Annotated in this window: 27 protein-coding genes; 10 read left to right on the top strand and 17 right to left on the bottom strand. The window is 60.2% G+C overall.

All coding sequences use genetic code 11. The annotated features are described in order from the left end of the window. Both ACFQND_RS24935 and ACFQND_RS24940 read left to right on the top strand, forming a co-directional pair. Complete coding sequence (locus ACFQND_RS24935) at positions 1-384, top strand: c-type cytochrome (protein ID WP_371438740.1); 384 nt, start codon at positions 1-3, stop codon at positions 382-384. A gap of 198 nt (positions 385-582) precedes the next feature. Continuing rightward, on the top strand, positions 583-723 hold the full coding sequence (locus tag ACFQND_RS24940; RefSeq protein WP_371438741.1) for a hypothetical protein: 141 nt from the start codon (positions 583-585) through the stop codon (positions 721-723). Positions 724-741: 18 nt separating this feature from the next. On the opposite strand, the gene ACFQND_RS24945 is transcribed toward ACFQND_RS24940, so the two are convergent. The 5 genes from ACFQND_RS24945 to ACFQND_RS24965 are packed head-to-tail and all read right to left on the bottom strand — an operon-like array spanning position 742 to position 6,160. Next, positions 742-1,503 (bottom strand): CoxG family protein, encoded by a 762-nt coding sequence (locus ACFQND_RS24945; RefSeq protein ID WP_371438742.1) that lies wholly within the window; start codon positions 1,501-1,503, stop codon positions 742-744. Next, entirely contained in the window at positions 1,493-1,969 is a 477-nt protein-coding gene (locus ACFQND_RS24950) for a (2Fe-2S)-binding protein (RefSeq protein ID WP_371438743.1), read from the bottom strand. Before ACFQND_RS24950 ends, ACFQND_RS24945 begins: the two co-directional genes overlap by 11 nt. 10 nt (positions 1,970-1,979) lie before the next feature. Further along, positions 1,980-2,846, bottom strand: coding sequence for an FAD binding domain-containing protein (locus ACFQND_RS24955; protein ID WP_371438744.1), 867 nt, complete (start codon positions 2,844-2,846; stop codon positions 1,980-1,982). Next, on the bottom strand, positions 2,839-5,175 hold the full coding sequence (locus ACFQND_RS24960) for a xanthine dehydrogenase family protein molybdopterin-binding subunit (RefSeq protein ID WP_371438745.1): 2,337 nt from the start codon (positions 5,173-5,175) through the stop codon (positions 2,839-2,841). The genes ACFQND_RS24955 and ACFQND_RS24960 overlap by 8 nt, the downstream gene beginning before the upstream one ends. A 4-nt stretch (positions 5,176-5,179) precedes the next feature. After that, complete coding sequence (locus ACFQND_RS24965) at positions 5,180-6,160, bottom strand: Bug family tripartite tricarboxylate transporter substrate binding protein (RefSeq protein WP_371438746.1); 981 nt, start codon at positions 6,158-6,160, stop codon at positions 5,180-5,182. 284 nt (positions 6,161-6,444) lie between these two features. On the opposite strand from ACFQND_RS24965, the gene ACFQND_RS24970 reads away from it, so the two are divergent. Next, positions 6,445-6,996 carry a MarR family winged helix-turn-helix transcriptional regulator gene (locus ACFQND_RS24970; protein WP_371438747.1) on the top strand — a complete coding sequence of 184 codons (552 nt, stop codon included), beginning with the start codon at positions 6,445-6,447 and terminating at the stop codon, positions 6,994-6,996. Positions 6,997-7,103: 107 nt separating this feature from the next. On the opposite strand, the gene ACFQND_RS24975 is transcribed toward ACFQND_RS24970, so the two are convergent. After that, positions 7,104-7,856 carry a GntR family transcriptional regulator gene (locus ACFQND_RS24975; RefSeq protein WP_371438748.1) on the bottom strand — a complete coding sequence of 251 codons (753 nt, stop codon included), beginning with the start codon at positions 7,854-7,856 and terminating at the stop codon, positions 7,104-7,106. Between the two features lie 258 nt (positions 7,857-8,114). Between ACFQND_RS24975 and ACFQND_RS24980 the strand changes: the two genes are divergently transcribed. The 5 genes from ACFQND_RS24980 to ACFQND_RS25000 all read left to right on the top strand — a co-directional run bounded on the left by ACFQND_RS24980 (position 8,115) and on the right by ACFQND_RS25000 (position 13,411). Then, positions 8,115-9,494 carry an FAD-binding oxidoreductase gene (locus ACFQND_RS24980; RefSeq protein ID WP_377415003.1) on the top strand — a complete coding sequence of 460 codons (1,380 nt, stop codon included), beginning with the start codon at positions 8,115-8,117 and terminating at the stop codon, positions 9,492-9,494. Positions 9,495-9,519: 25 nt separating this feature from the next. After that, on the top strand, positions 9,520-10,542 hold the full coding sequence (locus ACFQND_RS24985; protein ID WP_371438750.1) for a TauD/TfdA family dioxygenase: 1,023 nt from the start codon (positions 9,520-9,522) through the stop codon (positions 10,540-10,542). 4 nt (positions 10,543-10,546) lie between these two features. Further along, on the top strand, positions 10,547-11,560 hold the full coding sequence (locus ACFQND_RS24990; RefSeq protein WP_377415006.1) for an NAD(P)H-quinone oxidoreductase: 1,014 nt from the start codon (positions 10,547-10,549) through the stop codon (positions 11,558-11,560). 77 nt (positions 11,561-11,637) lie between these two features. Next, positions 11,638-12,621: a tripartite tricarboxylate transporter substrate-binding protein gene (locus ACFQND_RS24995; protein WP_371438752.1), complete on the top strand. Its 984-nt coding sequence runs from the start codon at positions 11,638-11,640 to the stop codon at positions 12,619-12,621. 91 nt (positions 12,622-12,712) lie between these two features. Continuing rightward, complete coding sequence (locus tag ACFQND_RS25000; protein WP_377415009.1) at positions 12,713-13,411, top strand: ABC transporter ATP-binding protein; 699 nt, start codon at positions 12,713-12,715, stop codon at positions 13,409-13,411. A gap of 136 nt (positions 13,412-13,547) precedes the next feature. Here ACFQND_RS25000 and ACFQND_RS25005 read toward each other — a convergent pair whose 3' ends face one another. Then, a complete protein-coding gene (locus ACFQND_RS25005; protein ID WP_371438754.1) occupies positions 13,548-14,186 on the bottom strand; it encodes a tRNA-uridine aminocarboxypropyltransferase in 639 nt (212 codons plus the stop codon). 249 nt (positions 14,187-14,435) lie between these two features. On the opposite strand from ACFQND_RS25005, the gene ACFQND_RS25010 reads away from it, so the two are divergent. Then, a complete protein-coding gene (locus ACFQND_RS25010) occupies positions 14,436-15,587 on the top strand; it encodes a zinc-binding dehydrogenase (RefSeq protein WP_371438755.1) in 1,152 nt (383 codons plus the stop codon). Between the two features lie 34 nt (positions 15,588-15,621). Here ACFQND_RS25010 and ACFQND_RS25015 read toward each other — a convergent pair whose 3' ends face one another. The 3 genes from ACFQND_RS25015 to ACFQND_RS25025 all read right to left on the bottom strand — a co-directional run bounded on the left by ACFQND_RS25015 (position 15,622) and on the right by ACFQND_RS25025 (position 18,231). Continuing rightward, a complete protein-coding gene (locus ACFQND_RS25015) occupies positions 15,622-16,074 on the bottom strand; it encodes a DUF2214 family protein (protein WP_371438756.1) in 453 nt (150 codons plus the stop codon). A gap of 179 nt (positions 16,075-16,253) precedes the next feature. Continuing rightward, on the bottom strand, positions 16,254-17,036 hold the full coding sequence (locus ACFQND_RS25020; protein WP_371438757.1) for a 3-hydroxybutyrate dehydrogenase: 783 nt from the start codon (positions 17,034-17,036) through the stop codon (positions 16,254-16,256). A gap of 70 nt (positions 17,037-17,106) precedes the next feature. Beyond that, positions 17,107-18,231, bottom strand: a complete 1,125-nt coding sequence (locus tag ACFQND_RS25025; protein ID WP_371438758.1) for a patatin-like phospholipase family protein — start codon at positions 18,229-18,231, stop codon at positions 17,107-17,109. A 180-nt stretch (positions 18,232-18,411) separates the two neighbouring features. Here ACFQND_RS25025 and ACFQND_RS25030 point away from each other — a divergent pair, with 180 nt between their 5' ends. Next, positions 18,412-18,639 carry a SlyX family protein gene (locus tag ACFQND_RS25030; RefSeq protein WP_371438759.1) on the top strand — a complete coding sequence of 76 codons (228 nt, stop codon included), beginning with the start codon at positions 18,412-18,414 and terminating at the stop codon, positions 18,637-18,639. Between the two features lie 141 nt (positions 18,640-18,780). Here the strand turns inward: ACFQND_RS25030 and ACFQND_RS25035 are convergent, their stop codons facing one another. From ACFQND_RS25035 to ACFQND_RS25065, 7 genes are all read right to left on the bottom strand, one after another. Then, positions 18,781-20,262, bottom strand: a complete 1,482-nt coding sequence (locus tag ACFQND_RS25035) for an MBL fold metallo-hydrolase (protein WP_371438760.1) — start codon at positions 20,260-20,262, stop codon at positions 18,781-18,783. 179 nt (positions 20,263-20,441) lie between these two features. Next, complete coding sequence (locus tag ACFQND_RS25040; RefSeq protein WP_371438761.1) at positions 20,442-20,825, bottom strand: HPF/RaiA family ribosome-associated protein; 384 nt, start codon at positions 20,823-20,825, stop codon at positions 20,442-20,444. A 221-nt stretch (positions 20,826-21,046) separates the two neighbouring features. Then, positions 21,047-21,457, bottom strand: a complete 411-nt coding sequence (locus ACFQND_RS25045; protein WP_371438762.1) for a DoxX family protein — start codon at positions 21,455-21,457, stop codon at positions 21,047-21,049. Between the two features lie 391 nt (positions 21,458-21,848). Beyond that, on the bottom strand, positions 21,849-22,097 hold the full coding sequence (locus tag ACFQND_RS25050; RefSeq protein ID WP_371438763.1) for a hypothetical protein: 249 nt from the start codon (positions 22,095-22,097) through the stop codon (positions 21,849-21,851). A gap of 146 nt (positions 22,098-22,243) precedes the next feature. Next, positions 22,244-22,498 carry a DUF6868 family protein gene (locus ACFQND_RS25055; RefSeq protein WP_371438764.1) on the bottom strand — a complete coding sequence of 85 codons (255 nt, stop codon included), beginning with the start codon at positions 22,496-22,498 and terminating at the stop codon, positions 22,244-22,246. A 48-nt stretch (positions 22,499-22,546) separates the two neighbouring features. Next, on the bottom strand, positions 22,547-22,789 hold the full coding sequence (locus tag ACFQND_RS25060) for a helix-hairpin-helix domain-containing protein (RefSeq protein WP_371438765.1): 243 nt from the start codon (positions 22,787-22,789) through the stop codon (positions 22,547-22,549). A gap of 194 nt (positions 22,790-22,983) precedes the next feature. Next, positions 22,984-23,391, bottom strand: coding sequence for a GFA family protein (locus tag ACFQND_RS25065; protein WP_371438766.1), 408 nt, complete (start codon positions 23,389-23,391; stop codon positions 22,984-22,986). Positions 23,392-23,659 lie beyond the last annotated feature (268 nt).

Here is a 23,659-nt window from a genome sequence, read left to right on the forward strand (position 1 = left end):
ATGAAAATCAATCAATCATTCAGGGTTCTCGTGGCCAGCGTCCTTGGCGGCGCCTTTGGGCTCGCCATGGGTTCGGCGCAGGCGCAAGATGTTAGTGCCGGAAAGCAGGTCTTCACGCAATGCGCGGCCTGCCACTCGATCGACGGCAGCAATGGCGCCGGGCCGAGCCTGCAAGGCGTGTTCGGGCGCAAGGTGGGAAGCTTTCCGGGTTTTCGTTTCAGCCGTGCGATGAAGGGCAACGGCAAGACCTGGGATGACAAGATGCTTGAAGCCTACCTCGCCGAACCCCAAAAAGAGGTACCGGGAAATGTGATGCCCTTTTCAGGCATTCCAGATGCCAAGCAACGCGCTGACCTGATTGCCTACCTTAAAACCCTGAAGTGACCCAGAAACAGTCAGGAAGGTCCACTACCGTTTTTTGCAGTTGTGGCCTCCTGAACATTCCCATGCCGGGCCGACAAGGCCTTGTTCCGTTTCCAAATCATTAGTAAACACGAAGACGAAGCGCAGACAGTACAAACGTAGGGCCAGCGAAGCCGACAAAGTGCACAGATGGTTTGGAAGTGGAATTACCATTGGGGCATGAAAACAAGCTACATCCTCGGCGCCATCCTCGCCTGCAGCGTCATCGGAACCTTCGTTGGCGCCCGCACAGCAAAAACCGTACTCCTGGTACTGTCAGGCGCACTTTCCCTTTATGGCCTGTTTCGCCTGTTGGGTTAAGAGCATTGCCAGATCTTGCTATCTGGCGTAATCGCGCAGCCAGTCCGCGCAGGCTTTTGAATCTGTCGTTGGCCAATAAACCGTTGCAGTGGTATCGCCGCGTTTCAGGTCTACGCGCACGTGCGGCCAGTCCGGCTCGGCCTGTGCTGCCTGCACTTGCGGTGCCGGACTGAAGAGCCGGGACAGCCAGCTGCGTTTTATGCCGGACGGCCGATGCCTGACCAGGTCGCCGCCAGCGGTCGTACTGGCCATTTCAGGCGCCTGCATGTCGAGCGTTGGAACGGCACCAGCTTCCTGCGACGGGGCAATGTCATCGCATGCCGGCTGCTGGTCAGCAGGCGCCAGCCGCGCTGCGAGGTTGACACCGAACTCGTCCCACATGCGGTCCGCCTTGGTCTTCATCACGCTCAGGCCAAACGTACCCAGCCGGCCCAGCACATCGACCTTGATTTTCATGCGCAGTTCGGTCTGGCCGTCGGGAAGTTCACTGAGGAATATCTCGCTGACCTGTTTGAGTGAGCTGGCGACCGAGGCATCCTCGCCCGTGCCTTCGCTGCGCAGGTAAAAAGGTGGCCGCGTCTCGACGATGGTGGTCTTGATCTTGAAACGTGCACTGATGAAAGCGATCTTGACATGCATTTCAGCCAGGTACTCGACGTCGCTGACAACGTCAATCGACTTCATTCCCGGCACACACGATCCCATGACCGTGGGGTCAAGCAGCAGCGCCCAGACTTGCGCCGGGGGCGCAGCCACGGTCAGTATTTTTTCAATTTCCATTCATCTTCTCCGCAGCCGCCATGACTGATTCCACAATTTGCGTATAGCCGGTGCAGCGGCACAAGTTGCCGCTGAGTCCGGCGCGAACCTCGTCTTCACTTGGGTGAGGATTCTTTTTCAGCATCGCGCAGGCGGTGATTAAAAAACCGGGCGTGCAGTAGCCGCACTGCAGCCCGCCCAGTTCCATAAAACACTGCTGCAGCGGGTGCAGGCTATCGCTGGTGCCCAGCCCTTCCACCGTGGTGACGGCAGCGCCGTTGGCCTGGACTGCAAGCGACAGGCAGGACTTGACGACTTCGCCGTCCACCAGCACTGAACAGGCGCCGCAGGTGCCGGTTTCGCAGCCGCGTTTGGTCCCGGTCAGGTTGAGGTCGTCGCGAATGAAGTCACACAGCAATCGCCGCGACGGGACCTGCAGGCTGTGCGCGTCGCCATTGACGCGGATGTTGATGGGGTGCGTGCTCATTGTGGTGTCCTCAGTTTGCCGGCAGGCCGAACAGGCTGGCGATGCTGCGCCGGGTGACCACCCGGACCATGTCGCGCCGGAAGTCCGCGCTGCCACGCTGGTCGGAAAGGGTTTCAATGTCTGTTGCCACCATGTCGGCCGCTTCGGCAGCGACTTCGAGCGTGATGGTTTTCCCCGCCAGAAAAGCTTCGGCGCGGGGTGCCCGTGTGGGTATGGTGGTGGATGCACCAACCACCAGCCGGGCCTGCAGGCAGTTTGCACCGCTGCGCCTCGTCATCAGCGACAGGTTGACCAGCGGCCGGTGTTCTGCGGCCGTCCGGCGAAACCGGGTGTACAGGCCCTCACTGTCTGCAGCTTGCACCGGCACAAGGATTTCAAGCAATAGTTCGTCGGGTTCGAGCGCGGTCGTGTAGTAGTCGACCAGGAATTCTTCTATGGACAAAACCCTTTCGCCGCGCGCGCTGCCCAGCACCACCTGGGCGCCCAGCGACATCAGGCAGCCCGGCGGGTCGGTCGCCGGGTCGGCATAACAGAGGTTGCCGCCTATCGTGCCCTGGTTGCGCACCTGCGGATTGGCAACCCGCGAGGCCATCGATGCCAGCATAGGGTAGTGTTGTTGCACCAGCGCCGAGCGTTCGACATCGCTGTGTTTTGCCAACGCGCCGATTCGCAGGCCCTTGGCTGCATCAAACTCGATGCCGCGCAGGCGGTCTATCTTTGCCAGCGAGACCACATGCGTTGGTGTGGCCATGCGTTGCCGCATGGCCAGCAGCAAGGCCGTGCCTCCGGCCATCAGCCGGCAGTCATCGCCAACTTCGGCCAGGATTCGGCTGGCTTCTGCAACAGAGGCCGGTTCGAGAAATTCAAATTCACGCATGCCGCGCTCCTTCAGGCAGGGCTTGCCGGTTTGCACGCAACGCGGCCAGGATTTTTTCCGGCGTGATGGGCAAGTCGTTGATGCGTATGCCGATGGCGTTGTACACCGCATTGGCAATGGCCGGTGCACCCGGCAGGATGGCGGTCTCGCTGGCCCCCTTGGCGCCATACGGCCCATTCGGGTCATGCGACTCCACAAGGCCGCCCCGGAACATGGGCACGGCATCGGCGGTGGGCATGGTGTAGTCGGCAAAATTGCCGTTCATCAAACGCCCGCCTTCAAGCTGCAGCTGCTCGTACAGGGTCCAGCCGATGGCCTGTGCCGTTGCGCCATTGGTCTGGCCGTGGATGGCTTGCGGGTTGAAGGCCCTGCCACAGTCGTCTGCGACATAGCTGTCGACCACGGTTACTTGCCCGGTCTCCATATCCACCTCGACCTCAACGGCTTGCGCGGCGAATGAATACGCCGGGGCGATGTTGCCGTAATAGTTGGCGTCGTGCATGACGGTGTTGGCATCCCAGGTGGCACTGACCTGCAGGCCCTCGCCGCCGTGTCGCCAGATGTGCTGCCGTGCCGCATCGGCCAGGCTGGTTTTTTTGTCGGGCTCACCGATGACGCTAATCCCCGCATCGCTGATTTCAAGCTGGCTGGCATCCACCTTCAGGATGCCGGCCGCGACTTCAAACAGCTTTTCGCGCGCTTGCCGCGCCGCCAGAATCGCCGCATTGCCCGCGACGATGGTGACGCGCGACGCCAGCGAGCCAATACAAAACGGCGAGCTGTCAGTATCCGGTGCCAAGACGTGTACATGTGCCAACGGGATGTTCAGCTCATGCGCCACGACCTGGCTGAGCATGGTCATCGCGCCCTGGCCCATGTCACATTCGCTGCTGTGCACGACCACACGGCCATCTTCATTGACCTTGAGCCCCACCGTGGAGCCATCCCAGTTGCCTATGGTGCGGTTGCCGCTGACATGCATGGCAGCGGCCATGCCCACACCGCGGCGCTTTGCTCCGGGTGCTGGCGTTTGTTTGCGCTTGACCTGCCAGCCTATTGCCGCGGTCGCGCTGTCCATGCACTCCTTCAGGCCGGTGCTGCCTATCTGCCAGCCGTGCACCGACACCTCGCCGGCACCGATGGCATTGCGTTTGTGTATATCCACCGGGTCCAGTTGCAGCATGCCCGCCATCATGTCTATGTGGCTATTCAGGGCAAACAGCATTTGGGTTCCACCAAACCCGCGAAACGCGCCGTGCGGCGGGTTGTTTGTATAAACCAGGCTGGCGTGCGAGCGCACGTTCTTCAGGCGGTGCATGTTGTCGCTGCGCATCGCGCTGACGTGTATCACCTCAGCCGTCAGCCCGCTGTAGGCGCCGCACTCGGCAACAATGCGCACGTCCTTGGCAACGATCAGGCCGTCCCTGGTCATTCCCAGCTTGAGGGTGATCTGCTCCGGCAGGCTGGAGCAGCAGGCCTGAAAGTCCTCCAGCCGGTTGTTGACCAGCCGTACCGCTGAGCCGGTCTTGACGGCGAGCAGGCCGGCAATCAGGTTGTTGGCGTCTTCCACCAGCTTGCCGCCAAAGCCTCCGCCCGTCGTAGCCTGGATGACACGAACGCTGCTGACAGGCCTTTCCAGTGCCGAGGCCAGCCGCGCGCGCGCAAGAAACACCGACTGCGTCGAGGTCCACACCACCAGCCGCCCTTCGGCGTCAATCATGGCCACGGTGCCCATGGGCTCAAGGTAGCCCGGGTACTGCGCGTGGGTGTTGTAAGTGGCTTCGTAAACAACATCTGCAGTTGCAAAGCCGGCATCGACACTGCCGCGCTCGAACTGGATCTCGTGCGAAATATTGTTGCGCCCCAGGTGTATGCCGGGCGTGCCTTCTGCCATGGCCGCCTCGGGGCTCAGGACTGCGGGCAATTCTTCGTAGTCAACGCGGATCAGGTCAAGCGCGTCGCGTGCGATTTCTTCCGTGATGGCCGCTACGGCAGCAACCTCCTCACCGGCAAAAATCACCCGGCCTTCGGCCAGTATGCGGCGTTCCTTATGGCTCACACCCCACATGGTTTTGGGCGCGTCCGCACCGGTCAGGACGGCCTTGACGCCGGGCAGGGCAAGCGCCGCAGACACGTCGATATTGACAATGCGTGCATGCGGGTAGGGGCTGCGCAGGACCTTGCCATGCAGCATGCCCGCCACCTTGATGTCACCGGCATATTGGGCGCGGCCAAGAACCTTCGCGCGCGCCGTGACCTGCGGCACCGAAGTGCCCAGTGTGGATAAATTTCTGGCGTCCATCGCTGGACCCGGCGCGTCGCGTTTCATGCTTTTATTCGGCGGTGATGCCAAGTTCGCGGATGACTTTGCCCATGACCTCGAAGTCCGATGCATTGGTTTTGCCAAGCACATCCGGCGCGCCACCGACGGGGAGCGCCCCAAAGACTGCAAGCTTTTCAACGACCTCGGGCATTTTGACGATTTCGTTCAGGTTGCTATTGAGCAGCCTGACCACGTCGGCCGGTGTGCCTTTGGGGGCAAAAAAGCCATTCCAGGCACCGACGATCACGTCCTTGTAGCCAAGCTCCACCAGGGTAGGGATACCAGGAGCCAGCGGCGAACGTTTGGCATCACCGATGGCCAGTGGTATCAGACGGCCCGTGCTGGTGTACTGGCTGACTGCACCCAGGGTGACCCATGCGGTGGGTACATGGCCTGCAACCACGTCGGTGACGGAAGGCCCGACACCGCGGTAGGGAATGTGCGTGATTTTTACGTTGGCGGAGCGGTTCAGCCATTCAGCGGCAACATGCATGGGCGAGCCGGCGCCCGGGGTGGCATAACTGAGCGGTTTGCCGGATTTGGCAACAGAGATCATCTCCGGGATGTTCTTGAAGCCCGCATTGGGATTGGCCACCAGCACCAGGGGCTGAACGGCGGTTTTGATGATGGGTTCAAAACCGTTCAACACGTCGTAGCTGCTGCTTGGGGCAAGCTTGAGCACCATGGGAGCGGTGGTGAAGGGATTGGGTGTGAACAACAGCGTGTAGCCGTCCGGCAATGCCCGTCCCACATAGGAATTGCCCAGGGTACCGCCGGCACCGGGCTTGTTCTCGATCACCACGGTTTGTTTCAGGCGCTGCGACAGCTTGTCCGCAAAGAGGCGCGCAATCGCGTCGGTGTCACCACCAGGCGGATAGGCCACCACCACGGTAATCGGCTTGGACGGATAGGACTGCGCAAATACCGGGCCGCCGCTCAGGGCGGCAATGGCAATGCCTGTAGTACATAACGCTTTAAAAATCTTTTTCATCATGGAACTCCTGGTGGGCCACCCTTTTCCCGACGGTTCGGAAAAGAGTCGCAGGCGGGGCATGTTCTTGAATCCGTCTACGGCTTGACGCCTTTTGGGGCACGTTTCAAACAGTGGGCGAATGCTAAATCTCTTTGTTGATCGATCAACTTGCTGTAACTACTTATTTACTTTTTTTATTTTTGAAATTTATTTTCAATAACTCAAAAAATTGACATGTGCCGCTTATGAAACAATGCGTGGCCTTGCCCCACAAGACCCGGGCAACCAAAAGACAGGAAGCCATGACCCGCAAGAAGACATCACCAGAATCCCCGACAGCGTCTTTGCCGGAGACCGATCCCTGGTCCGGCCTGTCCGAAACGGGTGATGGCCTGACGGTTGACAACTTCCTCACGACGTTCATGAGCCAGGTGACCAACGCGCTCAGGCGCTCCATCACGCTGCCGTATGCACAGCAGTTCGACCTGACGATTCCGGAGTGGCGCTTGCTGTCATTGCTGGCCCACGCAAAAAGCCTGCCGTTCGCGGAGCTGGTCCTGCAGTCCACATCCGACAAGGCACTGGTAAGCCGCACCCTGCGTCTGCTCGAAAAACGTGGTTTCGTCGAAATACAGGCAGAAGGCAATACGCCCCGAAAAAGGCTGATCTGTTTTATATCGGCCGCAGGCGAGGCGCTGCATGAAAAAATCATCCCGCTGGCACGCCGCAGCCAGGCCGAGGTCATTCGCATCATGACGCCCGAAGAGCGCCGCGTGGTGTTTCATGCACTGAAGCGTGTGCAGCAAAGCTGCCTTCAAAATGCCGCGACAGACAATATCGGGCTTGACGAGTAAGAGACTGACAAGGATTCGCCAGGCAGCTTCCTATGCCGCTGGCAACAACAAAGCCCGCAGCAAGCAGCAGGACTCGCGGTCCGCCTCGCGATTGCCAACCTGCTCCCTCAGCGCGCCTGAGAACGCCGTGTTGCGGCCGTAGCCTTGGACTCTTCCTGCAACCTCGCCGCGATCGCTACAGCGATATCCACCATTCGATGCATGTGCTGCTTGGCAAAATGATCTGCAGCAGTGGGATCGCCATTGAATACCGCCCGCGCAATATCCAGGTGATCAGACATATTGCGCTCCCAGTGCGCATGGCTGAGGTCCCTGAAGTAAATCGTATGCAGGATGGGAAAATTGGATTGATCCAGTAGTTCACCGATGTCCGCAATCCCGGACATTTCGTTGATGGCCCGATGGAAGCGACCATTCTCGCGACGATGATTCCCCTCGGAATCACGCGACCGCTGCTCCTCGATTTCGTCGAGAAGGGTTTGCATGATGGCCTTGTTACCCTGCAAGTGCACCCGCTCAGCGGCCCCCCTGGCACCAAGGCCGGAGATCACCTCCCGGATGCGGAACTGGGCAACGATTTCATCCCGGTTCGGCGTCGCCACTGTCGCACCCCGGTTCGGCTCAATACGGATGAAACGGTTGATCTCAAGCCGACGCAGCGCCTCACGCACAGAACTGCGACTCACCCCCAGATCCTGGGTGAGCTCAGCCTCAACCAGGCGCTGACCCGGACGGTATTCGCCATCCACAATGCGGCGCGCAATCTCACTCAGCACGTAGTCGGCAACGCTGCCGCTTGGCCCATCTCGCAACGTTACCGGCTTATAGAAGGGAACAAGTGACTCTCTGGTGGTTGTCATGTTTTGGGTGTAAATGATTTACCGCAAATTGTCCGACAAAAATATGCGCATGATCTTTTTCTAAATATTTTGATAAGGGTTTTCACTGTTAATTTGTATTAATTTCAAGTTGACCAGAAAAATAATGTCGGACAATAATTGCATATTCATAAGAAATTAACATGAAAAATGCATTCATTGTCCGACAATAAATTGAAAGGGCCAGACTTCCCAGGCAATCTTCGCGGCCAGGAACTTGACCGGAAAATCAAAAACCTGTTGGCAGATTTGTCTGAAGATGTCTCTCTGATCGGTAGTAGCGAGGCTGGGCCAAGGTACTGGCGCGACTGGAATGATGACTATGGCGCTCCCGCGCCCGTTGCCCGGCCGCGCACGCCAGCGGCACTTGTCGAGGTAGTCCGGCGCTTGAGCAAGCTTCACATTCCCATGGTGGCTCAGGGTGGCATGAGCGGGCTGGCAGGAGGCGGCGCCCCGGAGGCGGGCGAAGTGGTGGTGTCAACCGAACTTCTGCGCCAGATTGAGGACGTCGATGTCTTCAGTGGAACCATGACCGTACAGTCGGGCGTGACCTTGCAGGCCGTGCAGGAAGAGGCGGAACGACACGGTCTTTTCTATCCGGTCGATCTGGGTAGCCGCGGCAGCTGCACCCTTGGCGGGAATATTGCAAGCAACGCAGGCGGCAACCGGGTCCTCCAGTACGGCATGACGCGCGCGAGCATCCTGGGCCTGGAAGTGGTTTTGCCCGACGGCACACTGATCTCAAGGCTAAGCCAGGTCGTCAAGGACAACGCAGGCTACGACCTCAAGCACATCTTTATCGGCTCAGAGGGCACGCTGGGCATCGTGACACGTGCCGTCCTGCGCTTGCAGCCGCTGCCAAGAGAACGGGTCACCGTTGCATTGGGCTGCGCCCGACTGGAGCAGGTGCTCAAGGCGCTCGTGGCAGCCAGGCGAAGCTTTGGCCCCGCACTGACCTCGTTCGAGGTCATGTGGCGGGATTTTCACAGCTTCGTCACCAGAGAGCTGGGCATAGGCCGCGACCCTTTCAACGGGGATGCAGAGTTTGTGGTGATTCTTGAGATTTCCTGTTTCGATAGCGACGCTGACCGTGACCGGGCGCGCATCGAAGACGCGCTGGCACACATGTCGGAAGACCTGGGCACGGATCAGGTCGTGATCGCCCAATCGCTGAAGGACGCCGCGGAAATCTGGCGCATTCGCGATGCCTCCGGTGAAGTGGCGCGCATGCTGGGCGAATACCTGTCCTTTGACATAAGCATTCCGACCAGCCGCCTGACGCATGTACTGGGTGTGATTGAAGCAGGACTGCAGGACATTGACCCGGGACTCCGAAAAGTGACCTACGGCCACCTGGGTGACGGCAATTTGCACCTGCTGGTGGCCTGCACGGCGGAATTCATCGAGCCAGTGGAGCGTCTGGTGTACGGCGCCATTGCGGGCATCGGGGGTTCGATCTCCGCTGAGCACGGGATTGGCCTGTCCAGGCGGACTGCGCTTGCGAGCGCATTGCCACGGGCGGAAATTGAAGCCATGCGCCGGATCAAGGCGGCATTGGACCCAAATAACCTGTTTAGCCCAGGCCGCGTACTGGACATGGCCAGGGCATTGAGCCATTAATTTTTTTGACAAAGGAGATACCGGGATGGTTGATATTTTACGAGTGCCTTTCGAGGGGCCCAGTGCCTGGACCCGCGACCAAATGGAACGCAACGCCAATTGGCGCTACACACTCAATGCCGGGGAGGTAGACGAAATACGCAATGCGGTACGCGTTGCTGTCGCAAGCGGTCAGCCCCTTGAGAAAATCACCGCAGCGCATTTTCCCTTGCCCACACTGGGGGCCCGCATCCGCCGCCTGGCGGAAGAACTGGAGAACGGGCGCGGTTTCGAATTATGGAGCGGTCTGCCGGTCCATGAGTGGACGACCGAGGAATTCAGCGTCGCCTACTGGGGACTGGGTCGGCACCTGGGAGAGCCCGTCGTACAAAATGCCCGCGGCGAGCTTTTTGGCCATGTAACGGATACCACCGGCGCGGACCCCCAGACCAACGCCAACTCGCGCTTCTACCACACCAACCATGCCGCGCCATTTCACGTCGACGGAGCCGACATCGTTGGGCTGCTGTGCGTCCGGACCGCGCAGGCTGGCGGGGCCAGCCTGGTTGTCAGCTCCACCAGCATCTACAACAGCTTGCTGCGCGACCATCCTGACCTGATTGAGCTGCTGTACCAGCCGCTGTGGTTCGATCACCGGGGCGAGCGCAACTCGGTCACCGGCCAGCCCTACTGGGTCACGTCTATCGCAGGCTGGACTGGCGAGAAACTCTCCATGATGTACCTGCGTAACTTCATCGAGTCCGCGCAGCGTTACGAAGGCGCGCCACCGCTGACCGACGCGCACCGGAAATTGCTGGAGCTCATTGACAGCTACGCGCAGTCGGAGGAATTGCTCCTTCCGATGGATTTCCAGCCTGGTGATATCCAGTGGCTGAACAATCACGTGACGCTGCACTCCCGAACCGGATTCACCGACTGGGAGGCCCTTGAGCGCAAGCGCTGGCTCATGCGCCTGTGGATCAATCAGTTTGAGCGCGACCGCTTTACCTCAAACTACAAATACCACGGCATCGCTGTGGATGAGCCCTCGAATGCCGCGATCGCCTGAAATGATGAAACAGGTTCAGTTCGACCGCTTCGGGCCACCTGATGTTCTCCGGATGGAGCAGGCGGAGGCGCCGCAGCCCAAGCCAGGCGAGGTCCGGATCAGGGTACATGCAGCCGGCGTCAACCATGCAGATCTGGCACAGCGCCAGGGAACTTACCCGGCGCCTCCAGGGGCATCCAGGGTTCTTGGACTGGAAGTCAGCGGGGTTGTCGACTCGCTGGGAGAAGGTGTTACCTCTCATAGTGTGGGTGAAAGAGTTTGCGCCTTGACGCCTGGCGGCGGATATGCAGAACAGGTTTGCGTGCCTGCCGCGCACTGTCTGCCGCTGCCGCAGGGCTTGAGCTTCGTGCAGGCGGCAGCACTTCCGGAAGCCGCCATGACCGTGTGGAGCAATGTCTTTCAGATGGGACGACTTGCCAGGGGCGAGAGCCTGCTTGTCCACGGCGGTACCAGCGGCATAGGCGCGTTCGCCATCGCCTTGGCCCGCGCCTTCGATCACCGGGTGTTTGCCACAGTGGGCAGCGAAAGAAAGCTGGAGGCGGTAGAAAGCTGGGGCGCCGAGGGCATTAACTATGAGCGCGCCGATTTCTCGGAGCGCGTCCTTGCATTGACCGGCAATATGGGCGTGGATGTTGTTCTGGACATCGTTGGCGGCCCCTATGTCGCCCGTAACCTGGATTGCCTGGCAATGGACGGGCGCATATTGCAGATCGCCTTCCTGGGTGGACCCGAAGCCCCGTTGCGCCTGTTCGAGCTGATGCGCAAACGTGCCGTTCTGACCGGCTCGTTGCTGCGGTCCCGCAGCGACCAGAGCAAGGCAGAGATTGCAGCCGGGCTCAAGAGCCGGGTCTGGCCACTCTTTATCTCGGGGCGTTTGCCCGCGCCGGTGATCGACTCAGTCCATCCCATGGAGGACGTGGCTCGAGCGCATACCCGCATGGAGTCATCCCATCACATCGGCAAGCTCATCCTGGTCTGGGATCGGGAGCTTGCAAACGGCCACCCCACCGCACCGTAAAAGTGCTCTCGAATGCAAGTGCCTGGCATCACGGCTGATGCGAAGCGAAATTTTCATCATCAAACAGGAGATCAAACATGAACGCGAAGTGGACACGCCGAACCTTTCTTGCCGGGTCGGCAGCCCTAGGATCGATGACACTCCCGGGAACTGCCTTTTCCCAGACGGCGGGAGCACCCATCAACATTCTTGTGGGATTTCCGCCAGGCGGCAATGTGGATGCCGTAGCGCGCAACCTGGCCGCAAGCATGCAAACAGCCCTGAACCGATCCGTCGTGGTGGACAACCGGCCCGGCGCTGGCGGCCAGATCGCCATGCAGGTCCTGGCGCGCGCACCGGGCGACGGCCGCATGCTGATGCTCTCCAACGAGCATGCGGTATCCATCATTCCCATGACAGTCAAAACCCCCGGCTATGACGTCGGCAAAGATTTATCCCCGGTGGCAACGGTCGCAACACTGCCCATCGCGCTCGCCGTTCACCCCAGCGTGAAGGCGACCAATTTGCAGGAGCTGGTTGCCTGGGCCCGCGGACGGGGCGGTGTGCTCAATGTTGGTGTCCCCGCCCCCGCGAGCCAGCCTGATTTTGCAGTCAACCTCATCGGCAAGAAGTTTGGACTGAAAGCCAACTCCGTCCCGTATCGCGGTGGCGCGCCGCTCGTTGCAGATCTGCTGGGAGGACACGTCCTTGCCGGCCTGACAGGCGTGAGCGAGCTCATTCCCAACCACAAGTCGGGCGCGATGCGGATCATCGCCATCTCGGGCCAGCAGCGTCTGGCGCAATTTCCCGAGGTTCCGACCTTCACCGAAGGCGGCCTGCCGGGATTCGAAGAGCGCACCTTCATGGGACTTTTTGCACCAGCCGGAACACCAGCCGACATCCTGGCCCGGTATCGCGAGGCCGTACGCGTGGCCACAAATTCCGCAGCGTTTCGCAAGGCGCTTGACGGGCTGGGGCTTGAAGCAGCCTATGGCGATGAAAAAGACCTGGCTGCACGGGTTAAACATACGACGGACACCTGGGGGCCGGTCATCAGGGAGTCCGGCTTCGTCATGCAGTAAGCGTACACATACGGACCGGCCATATGTCGGCCCGATCTGTCCCCGCCAGCCGGGTACCGGCCGGCGCTCGGGTAATCTGCACACAAAACTCATGTCCAATAGGGGCATGAAAGAGCCGCACTACACACCCGTCGCCCAACAGCACCAGACCAGCCTGGAGGGCAACGCCACTACTGCGGTCCTTCAGCTCAAAGGCCTGGACTTCGGTTATCCAGGACACCAACTGTTCACCAGCCTGTCCGCAGACATACTGCCCGGTGTCACCTTGATACAAGGCGGCGACGGGCGTGGCAAAACCACGCTCGTGCGCCTGCTGGCGGGTGATTTGCAGGCCGATGCGGGGCAGCTTCAGATCGGGGCTGCCAGCATGCAGGAGCAAGCCGCTGCCTATCGCCAGCAAGTCTTCTGGATAGATCCACGCACAGAGGCGTTTGACCAGATAACGGCGCTTGAGTTTTTCGAATCCCGGCGCGCTGCCTGTCCCGCGTTTGATGAGCGGATACTCGGCAAGCTTGTCGATTGCCTGGACCTGGCACCACACACGCACAAAAAACTGTTCATGCTGTCCACCGGCTCCAAACGCAAAGTCTGGATGGCCGCGGCGTTTGCATCGGGTGCCGCCGTCACGCTGCTGGACATGCCGTTTGCTGCACTGGACAAGGCATCCATTGGTTTTATCCTGGAGTTTTTGCAGGACGTATCGGATCACCCGCAGCGCGCCTGGGTGCTGGCGGATTACGAAGCGCCGGCCGGCGTGCGGCTGGCGGGGGTCATTGCGCTGGGTGACTGAGCAAGGCCTGTTCGGTTCTTTTTCCGGGCACAGAATTGCTATCAAATAAATAGCTGACGGCGCGCAGAACGCGTCGGCCAGAGGCCTAAAACACCATGAAAAGCGCGTCAGACAGAGCGATTACGGGCAAAACGCCCTACCCCAGCCGATACGCCAGTTGCTGCGCGACAAAGCCGTCGAACGCCTGCAGCAAGGGCTGGAATTTTTCAGTGTCGCCTTCCAGCTGTGCCAGCGCGGCGCAGGTCGCCTCCAGCGTTGACAGCTGGTCGGGCTTGTGCGCCTTGCGAATCAGGTAGCTGGATGCAGGCAGGCCCTGCAGCGACAGGCGCGGCATATGCTGCAGCAACGGGTTGAGGTACAGCATCTTGCGGCTTTTGCGCCAGGTGCCATCAATCACGATCAGGCGCAATTGCGTGGGGTCATGCAGCGCATCAGGCGCAAGAACCGGTGGCACGGCAATGCCCCGCGCCTGGTCATGCGGCGTGTCGGGGTACAAAAGAATGTTGTACTTCGGGCGGTGCACTGCCTGTGGTTCGTGCGGCGCGCCCAGCAGGACCCGCCCGTCAAATTTTTCGCCCGCCACCATGCGGCTGTGCGGCAGGCTCAGTTGCAGAAGGCGGGCACTGCCCTTGGCTTGCGCCACCTCAAGCGGGTGCTGCAGGATCAGCACCTCCACCACATGCTCGACCGGCGTGACCCACTGGCAGATGCAGGCGCTCAGCGGCCGCAAGCATTTTGTGCAAGCGGGACGTCTGGGGTGCAACGCAGTTTGCATGGATGCAACTCAGGGGCCGCCAAAGACGATCAGCATGAATAGCGAAAATATGTTCATCACCGAAGCCGCAGGTCGTTTAAACAGGCCTTGAGTGTAGTGGTCGCCAATCCATCATGGTGCAGTCAAGGCACTGGTGCCAAACACCAGCCTACAAACCAGCTCCGCCGCCAACCCATGCGCCCCACGGGTCATGGATTGGGCGTATGCTGCAATTTCCTTTCAACCAGCTTCCCCAAAAAAGAGGTCCATATGCCTATCACTTCCACTCGCACAGGCCTTCAACTTCGCTCCCTGATCAAGCCCGGCGGCGAGCTGGAACTGTCGCTGGTTGAAGAACCCATTGCACAACCCGCAGCCGACGAAGTGGTGGTGCGCATCGAGGCGTCCCCCCTCAACCCATCGGATATAGGCCTGCTGTTTGGCGCGGCCGACATGAGTACAGCCAAAGCAGCGGGCACCGCAGACCGTCCAGTGCTTACCGCCACCGTGCCCGAACGACTGATGGCCGGCATGGCCGCGCGGCTTGGCCAGTCCATGCCCGTTGGCAACGAAGGCGCCGGCGTGGTGGTTGATGCAGGCTCATCTGCCGAGGCACAAGCCCTGATGGGCAAAACGGTGGCCGTGCTGGGCGGCGCCATGTACTCGCAGTACCGGTGCGTCAAGGCAGACCAGTGCCTGGTGTTGCCCGAAGGCAGCACGCCGGCGGACGGCGCGTCGTGCTTCGTCAATCCGCTCACCGCGCTCGGCATGGTGGAGACCATGCGGCGCGAAGGCCACAAGGCGCTGGTGCACACGGCCGCAGCGTCCAACCTGGGCCAGATGCTCAACAGGATTTGCGTCAAGGACGGCATCGGCCTGGTCAACATCGTTCGCAAACCCGAACAGGAAACGCAGCTCAGGTCGCTGGGCGCGAAGTACGTCTGCAACACCGCCTCGCCCACTTTCATGGACGAGCTCACGGCCGCACTGGTGGCCACTGGTGCCACGATAGCCTTTGACGCCACAGGCGGCGGCAAACTGGCAGGACAGATTCTGACCTGTATGGAAGCAGCCCTGAACAAAACAGCGAAGGAGTACAGCCGCTATGGCTCCACCACGCACAAGCAGGTCTACATTTACGGTGGCCTGGAGCTGGGCCCGACGGAGTTCAACCGCAACTTCGGCATGGCCTGGGGCATGGGCGGCTGGCTGCTGTTTCCGTTTCTGCAGAAGGCTGGCGCCGACACCGTGCAAAGACTGAAGCAGCGGGTGGCAGCGGAGCTGAAGACGACCTTCGCCAGCAGCTATTCAAAAGAAATATCGCTGGCAGAAGCGCTGCAACCGGAGGCCATCGCGGTCTACGGCCAGCGCGCGACGGGTACCAAGTACCTGATCAATCCCAACAAGGGATTGAAGACGTAACAGGCCGGGCTAAATCAGGACACGCAGGCGGGCTTTACTTCCCGAAGCCGCGCGCCATGAACACCGCCGCCAGCGGAATCAGCGGCACGATGTGCGCCTGCACCATGACCAGCCGGCGCGCCAGTCGGACCTGCGCTTCATCGGGCAGGCTGCCGGTCGCGCGCAGCTCACGGCGCCAGCGCAAAAACATGAGGGTGGGTTTGATGGACAGCAGGCCTATCACCACAAACAGCGTCACCTTGATGTGCAGCAAGGGATTGGTCCAATACCAGGCCGTGCCCTTGATGCCCCACCAGGTGCGCGCAATGCCGGTCAGCAACACAGAGACGGCGGCTATGCCGTAGATGGCGTCGATTTTTGCGAGCCGCTCCACCACGGCAGCATTCAGCCACTGCACCCGGCACAAGGCGGCTTCGCTCGCGAGGAACACCACCATGGTCAGGATGGCAAGGATGTGGGCATACGCCAAAAGGGCTTCCAGGGTCATGTGTTTGCCTTTGAAGGGAAATGGGCAATTACAGGCAGCGCCCCGCGAGCCCGGGGCGCCGTCCAGTCCGGAACCTTATTCCGTTTCCACATCATTCGTGAACGCGAAGGCGAAGCGCAGACAGTACAAACGTACGGCCAGCGAAGCCGACAAAGTGCACGGATGATTTGGAAATGGAATCACTGCATGAACCAGCCGTGGCTGACCACCAGCGACTGGCCGGTCAGCGCGTTCGAGCCGAAGCCGGCAAACAGCAATGCCACTTCGGCCACGTCCTGCACGGTGGTGAACTCGCCGTCCACGGTTTCTTTCAGCATGACCTTTTTGATCACATCGTCTTCACTGATACCCAGCGCGGAGGCCTGCTCCGGGATCTGCTTTTCAACCAGCGGCGTGCGCACAAAACCAGGGCAGATCACGTTGGCGCGTATGCCGTGTTTGCCACCTTCTTTTGACACGGTTTTACACAGGCCGATCAGGCCGTGTTTGGCCGTCACGTAGGCCGACTTGAGCACCGACGCTTCCTTCGAGTGCACCGAGCCCATGTAGATGATGCTGCCGCCCTTGCCCGAGGCCTGCATGTGCGGCATGCAGGCTTTCGTGGTCAGGAATGCGCCGTCGAGGTGGATGGCGAGCATCTTCTTCCAGTCGGCAAACGGGAACTCCTCTATCGGGTGCACGATCTGTATGCCGGCATTGCTGACCAGCACGTCCACACCGCCATAAGACGCCACCGCCTCGGCAACAGCGGCATTGACCTGCTCTTCGCTGGTCACGTCCATGGCCACCGCCATCGCGGTGCCGCCGGCCCTGGTGATCTCGTCGGCAGCGGCCTGCGCTGCGGCCTTGTTCAAATCGGCAATCACGATTTTTCCGCCTTCACGCGCATACGTGAGGGCGATTTCCTTGCCTATGCCGCTGGCGGCGCCAGTGACGATGCAGACTTTGTCCTTGAGTTTCATGGAATGCCTTTCAGGTTTGGGTTGGATGGGGGTCAATGAAGAACAAGAGTTCAGGCCGGATTCCGGCCGATCAGGTTGAAGAGGGACTGTCCGAACTCAGGTCGTACACGTGTACGCCGCAAGCGCTGTGTTCACGCCCAAGCCAGCGCGGGTCATGCAGGGTGTGCGCGGTGTCGGCCCGGCCCGTGGCCCAGTGCTCCAGCATCGAGAGGCGCGAAAACTCATAGTCCTTGGACTGGCTCTCGTAGTGCTTGCTGCGGTAGATCAGGTGCACCACTTCGACGGCATGTTCGCTGCGCACACGCGACAGCGCACGCACGTCGGGGTCGTTGCGCAACGCAGGCGGCAATTTGGCGATCAGGCGCTGCGCGGCCTGCGCGATCATCTGCCGGTCCAGCTCCATGGTGGTGTTCAGGCGCGTACGGCTTGAGTAGCGGATGTCCTTTTCGCGTTCGGTGACTTCCGCAAGCGTGGCTGGCAAGGCCCCTCGCGCGGGAAACAGGTCCACCTGGAAAACGACGCGCCGCTGCCTGGCAGGCTGGTCCAGCACATACTGGAGCGGCGTGTTGGAAACCAGCCCGCCGTCCCAGTAATGCTCACCATCGATTTCGACCGGTGCAAAACCCGGCGGCAACGCGCCGCTTGCCATGATGTGGCGCACGTCAATACGCTGCGTAGCCGAATCGAAGTACTCGAAGTTGCCGGTGCGTATATTGACCGCGCCGACCGACAACCGTACCGGGCCGGCGTTGATGCGGTCAAAGTCGACCAGCCGCTCCAGCGTCTGCTTCAGCGGCGCCGTGTCGTAATAACTGATGGCCTCCGGCGTGCCCTGCGGCTGCAGGGGCGCGGGCGGAAAACGCGGTAAAAAAAACCCCGGCACGCCGAACAGCATGACCTGCGCGGCGCTGGCCTCGTTAAGGGCCTGGCGGGCAGTTGCATTGGCCGGGGCGGCAAGTGCTGGCGATACGAGCGATGAACTTAACAGCTCCCAGAATTCACGCAGCCTGGCCACGCGCGAGTTCTCCGGGTTGCCGGCAATCAGCGCGGCATTTATTGCCCCGATCGAAATCCCGGCGACCCAGGTCGGTTCACGGTAAACCGTGCTGAGTGCCTCGAAAACACCCGCCTGGTAAGCCCCGAGGGCGCCGCCCCCCTGCAGGACAAGTATGCACTCCTGGTCTGCGTGGGTCATGGTTTTTGGGGGTGCTTTTTTTGCCACGGCTTAAAGCTTCCAGATGATTGCTTTCAGGTACAGCATGGCTTGCGAAAATCGTGCCTTATCGTCCCTGCACAAGATTGAGACGCCAATATTCACAGCCTAACAGGTTCAACCATGGCTGTGCATGGCCGCAGATTCATGTCCAATAGGGGCATGGACAATCCAATTTACGCCCACGATGCTGAGCAACGCCTGACCGACCTGGAGATCAAGGCCACTTTTACAGAGGACCTGCTGGAACAGCTGGACAAAGTCATCATCCGCCAGCAGCAGCAAATCGACCTGCTGATTCGCGAGATTGCCGAACTCCGGCAGCCGGCCATAGATGGCGGGCTGGGCCCAGCGCGCAGCCTGCGTGACGATTTGCCGCCGCATTTCTGAAAATGCCAAACTTTAGCGCTATCAAATATATAGCTGGTCGCGCCCGTTTTACGGCGGCCAGGGGCCTAAAAGACTCTTGAAACCCCGAAAACGGCAGGAAAAGCAGCCCGTTGGGGCCGGCTTTCCCGGTTCTTGACTGCCTCAGTTCTTTTTGCCCACCGCCGTATACAGCTCGGCCACCTGCACCCTGCGCCCATGCAGCGGCAGGATTTGCTCGACATTGAGGTTCAGGCGCTCCATGTTTTGCACCAGGTTCACCTGCAGGGCATTGGGTATGGCCGGTGCCGGCGCGTTGGGCGGGCCAGGGGTGTAGGCGTCAGCCTCGACCAGTATTTTTTCATTCGGCAGGTAGACCATCATGAAACCCTGCGCATGCACGCTGCCCTCGATGTAATACACCTCGACCACACGCGCGCCATCGCTAAACGTGCGTTTGCCGCTGACGCCGGTGATCACGGCTTTCTTGCCGGACTTTTCCATTGCGTCAGGGCTGATCCGGTTGGGGTTTAAAAACACCTTCTCGAAATACGGTCGGGCCAGTTCGCTTGTCACCAGCGTTGCACCCTCGGCCACTGCGGTGCGCAGACCGCCCGAGTGATCGAAGTGATGGTGTGAGTTGACGACATAACGGATGGGTTTGCCGTTCGCCAGTTTTTTTACCTCTGCCAGCACCGGCAGGGCCCGGCCGTCGTACAGCGGGCTTTCAACCAGCATCATGTGGTCTTTCATTTCAATCGCCACGCTGTTGTGCGAGCCACCCGCCAGAAACCAGACGCCGGGCGCGGCCTGGTCGCTTGTGACTCGTTCAGTGGCTGCTGTTACCTGCGCCGGGATCTCAATGGCTGCGGGTGCATTCGGCTTGACCTCGCTCACCGCAAGGTCCAGCACGGGGAAGCCGCCCATGTCCTGCCGGATGCGCATGGGGAATTTCACGCCGCCAAAATCCCTGTAATCCGAAAAGCTGATGACGGACTGCGTGTCGCCCAGCACCGGGTTGGGCTGTATCGACTCGACCTGCTCGACCAGGCCGGCTGCGTTGATAAGGGCCGTGGCGCTGAATCGGCCGGGCACCGCAAACGACACCGCCGTGAGCGAGCGGCCGCCTTCGTTGCGCATGGCGACCGTGGGTTTGTTGGCAAGCGCGGCCTTGATCACGCCGTGCGGTGTGGTCCACAAGTCGTGGGTGCGGCCATCCACCGCGAGGGGCGCGGGTGTCGCCGCCGTGCCGGCCAGGTTCCAGGCGCTGCCGCCCCGCATCAGTCCCGTTGTGCGTTGCTCGCCCGTACCCATCAAGGGCACGGCACCGCCGCCTGTGGGTTCCGCACGGCTGCGGGCCGCGTCTTCCCGGAACGCCGCATGCTCATAGTCGGCGACGCGCGAAAAGCTGGAGTAAGTGATCTTCGGCCAGGCCATGCCCGGCTGGTAGGCCTGGCCAAAGGTGGCACCCGTGCCGCTGCCGGCAAACGAAATGCTGCGCAAGGCGCTGCTGCCCATGGCCGTGTTGGCGCGCTGCAAAGCCGCGTCGGCAGTTTCCGTGGGCACGCTGGCGCAGGACACAAGGCCGGCAAGCGTGATTGTCAGAGCCGCTGAGCGGCCCAGCGTGCGCAGGTAAGTAGCTTGCATTGATGTCTCCCGTTTTTTGCCTGAAGGCCTGTGCGCCGGCTGGCGCGTCGCCATCGTAGGCGCGACGCGGCCAGGGCAGGCCTAGGGAAAACACAGGCAACAGGGCCCGAACATCATGGAACTTTTCGCCTGCGGCGCGCCAGCAGGCTTTTCAGACCCTGCGGCTTGAAACCTCTTTTTTATGAGGAGCTGCCCGCATCCCCAGCCACTGCAACGGCGGCGATGGCATCCGGCAAGGCGGCATTGTGCCGCGGGTCGTGTTTTTCCAGCACGGTGGCGATGGCGCGTTTGAGTTTGCCGACCGCGCCCTGGATGGCCTGGTGGGCATTGGCCGCACGATCCTTGACAACCACGGGCTCCCGCCCCGCCAGCCTGGCCTCCAGGGTGCATTGAATCTCGTCCGGATTGGCCTTGGCGTGGCTGTTTTCGTCGGCAATATGGGCTTCCACGCGCGTCACGTGCTCGCCAAAACGGGCAAGCGCATCTTTCACCACGCTGCTCAGATGGTCGGCCATTTCATGGCGGCCGTCTGTGTGGGGGTCGGTATTCAGGAAAACTTGCATAAGGCATCTCCTTGTGAAGGCAAGGGTGGCTGGCGGTATGCCTGGGCCAAGGTGTCTCCATCATGCGCCCGAAACCAATCCATCACTACCGGAATGGATGGCCAGCACCTGTCAGCAGAAACCTACAGGCACAAATGCTCCTGAAACCATAGCTGCTTGCGCTTGATGCAAAAGGGCTGGTGACCTGAAACATGCCAGGCGCAGCCCCGTGGCAAGCTGTTTCAGGCCTTGCCGCGTGAGCGTGCGGCATCCAGGCTCCACGGTCCGGCGCCGGCGGCTGCGAGGAACAGGAAAATAAAGCAGAACAACACGGCCGACTCGCCCTGGTTCAGCGTGGGGAACAGGAAAAAGCCTTTGCTCGCATGACCGATGAAGTAGGCGCATGCCAGAAGGCCTGACAGTACAAACGCTACCGGCCGCGTGAACAGGCCCACCAGCAGCAGCGTTCCGCCCACGACTTCAAGGATGCCGGCCAGCCCGATCAGCGAGAAGACCTGCAGGTTGTCGAAGTAGGCAACATGGGGGAAACCAAACAGCTTGGAAGTGCCGTGCTGCAAAAGCAGGAAGGCAGAAACGATGCGCAGGACAGAAAGCGCGCGTTGGGTCAGGACAGTGTTGTTGCTTGAGAACATTGGATCTTTATGTCAAAAATGTGAATCGGAAAATGGCAAAGCCTGCCTGGGAGCAGCTTGCATTGCAACCCTGTCCCCGACAGCAACCCGTTAGACAGGCTGCCGTGATTTAGTTGCCTGGCGCCGGAAAATAAATGAAAAAGAAACCGTATGAGCAGGGCTTCGGCAGACCTGGGCCGGCCAGCGCCCGCCCCTGTCGATTTCAGCGCACACGTGCCCCATGTTTCCACTAATGCTTGACCCACCATATTCCAGCGCGCACGCCTCCGCTCCAGTACACCATTGAGCAATAGCGGGTCAGCTCTCGCTAGAAAATTGGGTCAAGCGTGCGTGAGAATCTACACTCTTAGCCGACTGCTGTCGGATTTTTGAGGTTGCATCGAGAACTGGTTCAGTCTTTCCCCCAACGCCACCGAGGTGGCTCTCCCTTGAGCCAGCATACGGCGATAAGAATGAGGCTCAGGGTCGTGACTAGCAAGACAAAGATAAAGGTCTCTCGATGAGGAGGGAAAAGCAGCGTAGCCAACCCAAGCAGCGAGAAGTATGTGACAAGCACCGCCCAGCCTTGCCAGGAGGTAGGAATGCCCCAACCCCAACCATAGCGTTTTGCCGGAAACCAGTATTTATGTTCGCTTGGCATCTATCGTCTCCAAACTCCGGGCCGGAGTTATTTTGAGCTGTCCGAATACGATGCGGACCGTCCGGTATTGGCCGGATTCTGCCCTCCCAGAGCGGCAACATTATTCTGACCTGTTGGCGCTTCAAACCGTCAGGACGCACGCCTTGTCAGCCAGTATGACTTCCCAGGATGCGCAGGGCAACGTAGGGCACAACGTTGAAAAGAAGAATGCCTAGCTTGTAGACCGCCATGCATGCGTAGTGAATGCCATCGAAGCGCTCATCTGATATGTGAAACCATCGACTGTGGAGTTCTCGCATCCAGGCATGCGCGAACCTGAAGGCAATAAACCAGGCAAGCAGCACGGCGTAGTTGAGCATCGCGCACCAGAGCAGAAGATCGCTCGCGAACTGAAGTGTCATTGACCATCCTCCATGAGAAGCCGTTCTTGGCCGATCGCCGTCACGCAGCTACATCGTCTCGCGCTGCTGGGCGAGCGCTATCGCTGACGAAATCGCCGCTCGCGCCTGGGGACTATTTTTCCAGCAGCTCGAACCGAGAAGCGAAGCCGCATTCGACACGATATCCAGCGTGTTGGCCTTTGCCAGGTGCGTCAAGGACTCGAACCCAAGTTGCTCCAGGCGAAACACGACGGTAGGACCGACACCCTTCAGTGCCAGAAGGGCCTGGCGTTCCGAGATTGGAAATGGCATGTTGAACGGGCGCTTATGCGCAATTTTTAGTTGGCGAAGGCCAGCATAACGCGCCGGCCATGCAGTTATTCGGAATTTCGGTCATCGCCGGGTACATATCGAATGTCAGTTCTGGCCGAATTCTGCCGGATATGCCCCAGGTCTGGTTTGCACACATGGCCCCTATCGGCCACAGTCTGCAGAGGCCCTTTGAATCACGGTTGGCCATCGTACGTTTCACTCACCCCGGCAAGCTCCACCCATGGTCGACGCCGTTTCGCCCAAATCTCCCGCTGTGGTGTACCCAACTCGCTACGCTGTTTCAGGACGCCGGTGCGTAACGAGTAAGCCTGCGGATTTTCTATGGCGCAGGCATATAAAGGACTGCCGCAGTTTTCACAGAATGCAAGAATGCGCTTCGCACCGCTGGCGGCTGTCTTGACGAAGGTGCGAGGTGTGCCTTTTATTAGATTAAAACCAGCCGCAGGGGCAGGGATATTGACCCTGAAGGCAGAGCCTGAATGCGTTTGGCAGTCTAGGCAATGACAGACCGTCACGGTGCCTGGTTGAACTTCCGCCTCGAACTCAATGGCGCCGCATTGGCATTGGCCTTCTACTTTCATCCTGTTCCTCAGTTGGGAGGGTCTGGCTCAATGGCCGTTCCTGGCCATTCTTGACCGATTCTAGCCAGTCACGTGGTCAGTCGCATCATCCATTTTCGCTACCTTGCGGTCGATTGACACCTTGGGTCGCGCAGGTGTTTACGACTTTAATTGCGCAGAACACCTGGCGCATAAAGCGGCAGCCCATCAATTTTTGTTTGCATGCTTACAATATAAAAACCGGGCACCCAGCACCCACCTGCGGCAAGCAGGGTCCGGCCGGAATCCA

Origin of the sequence: Polaromonas aquatica (genome assembly GCF_042659145.1) — a bacterium.
Classification (GTDB): Bacteria; Pseudomonadota; Gammaproteobacteria; order Burkholderiales; family Burkholderiaceae_C; genus Polaromonas; species Polaromonas aquatica.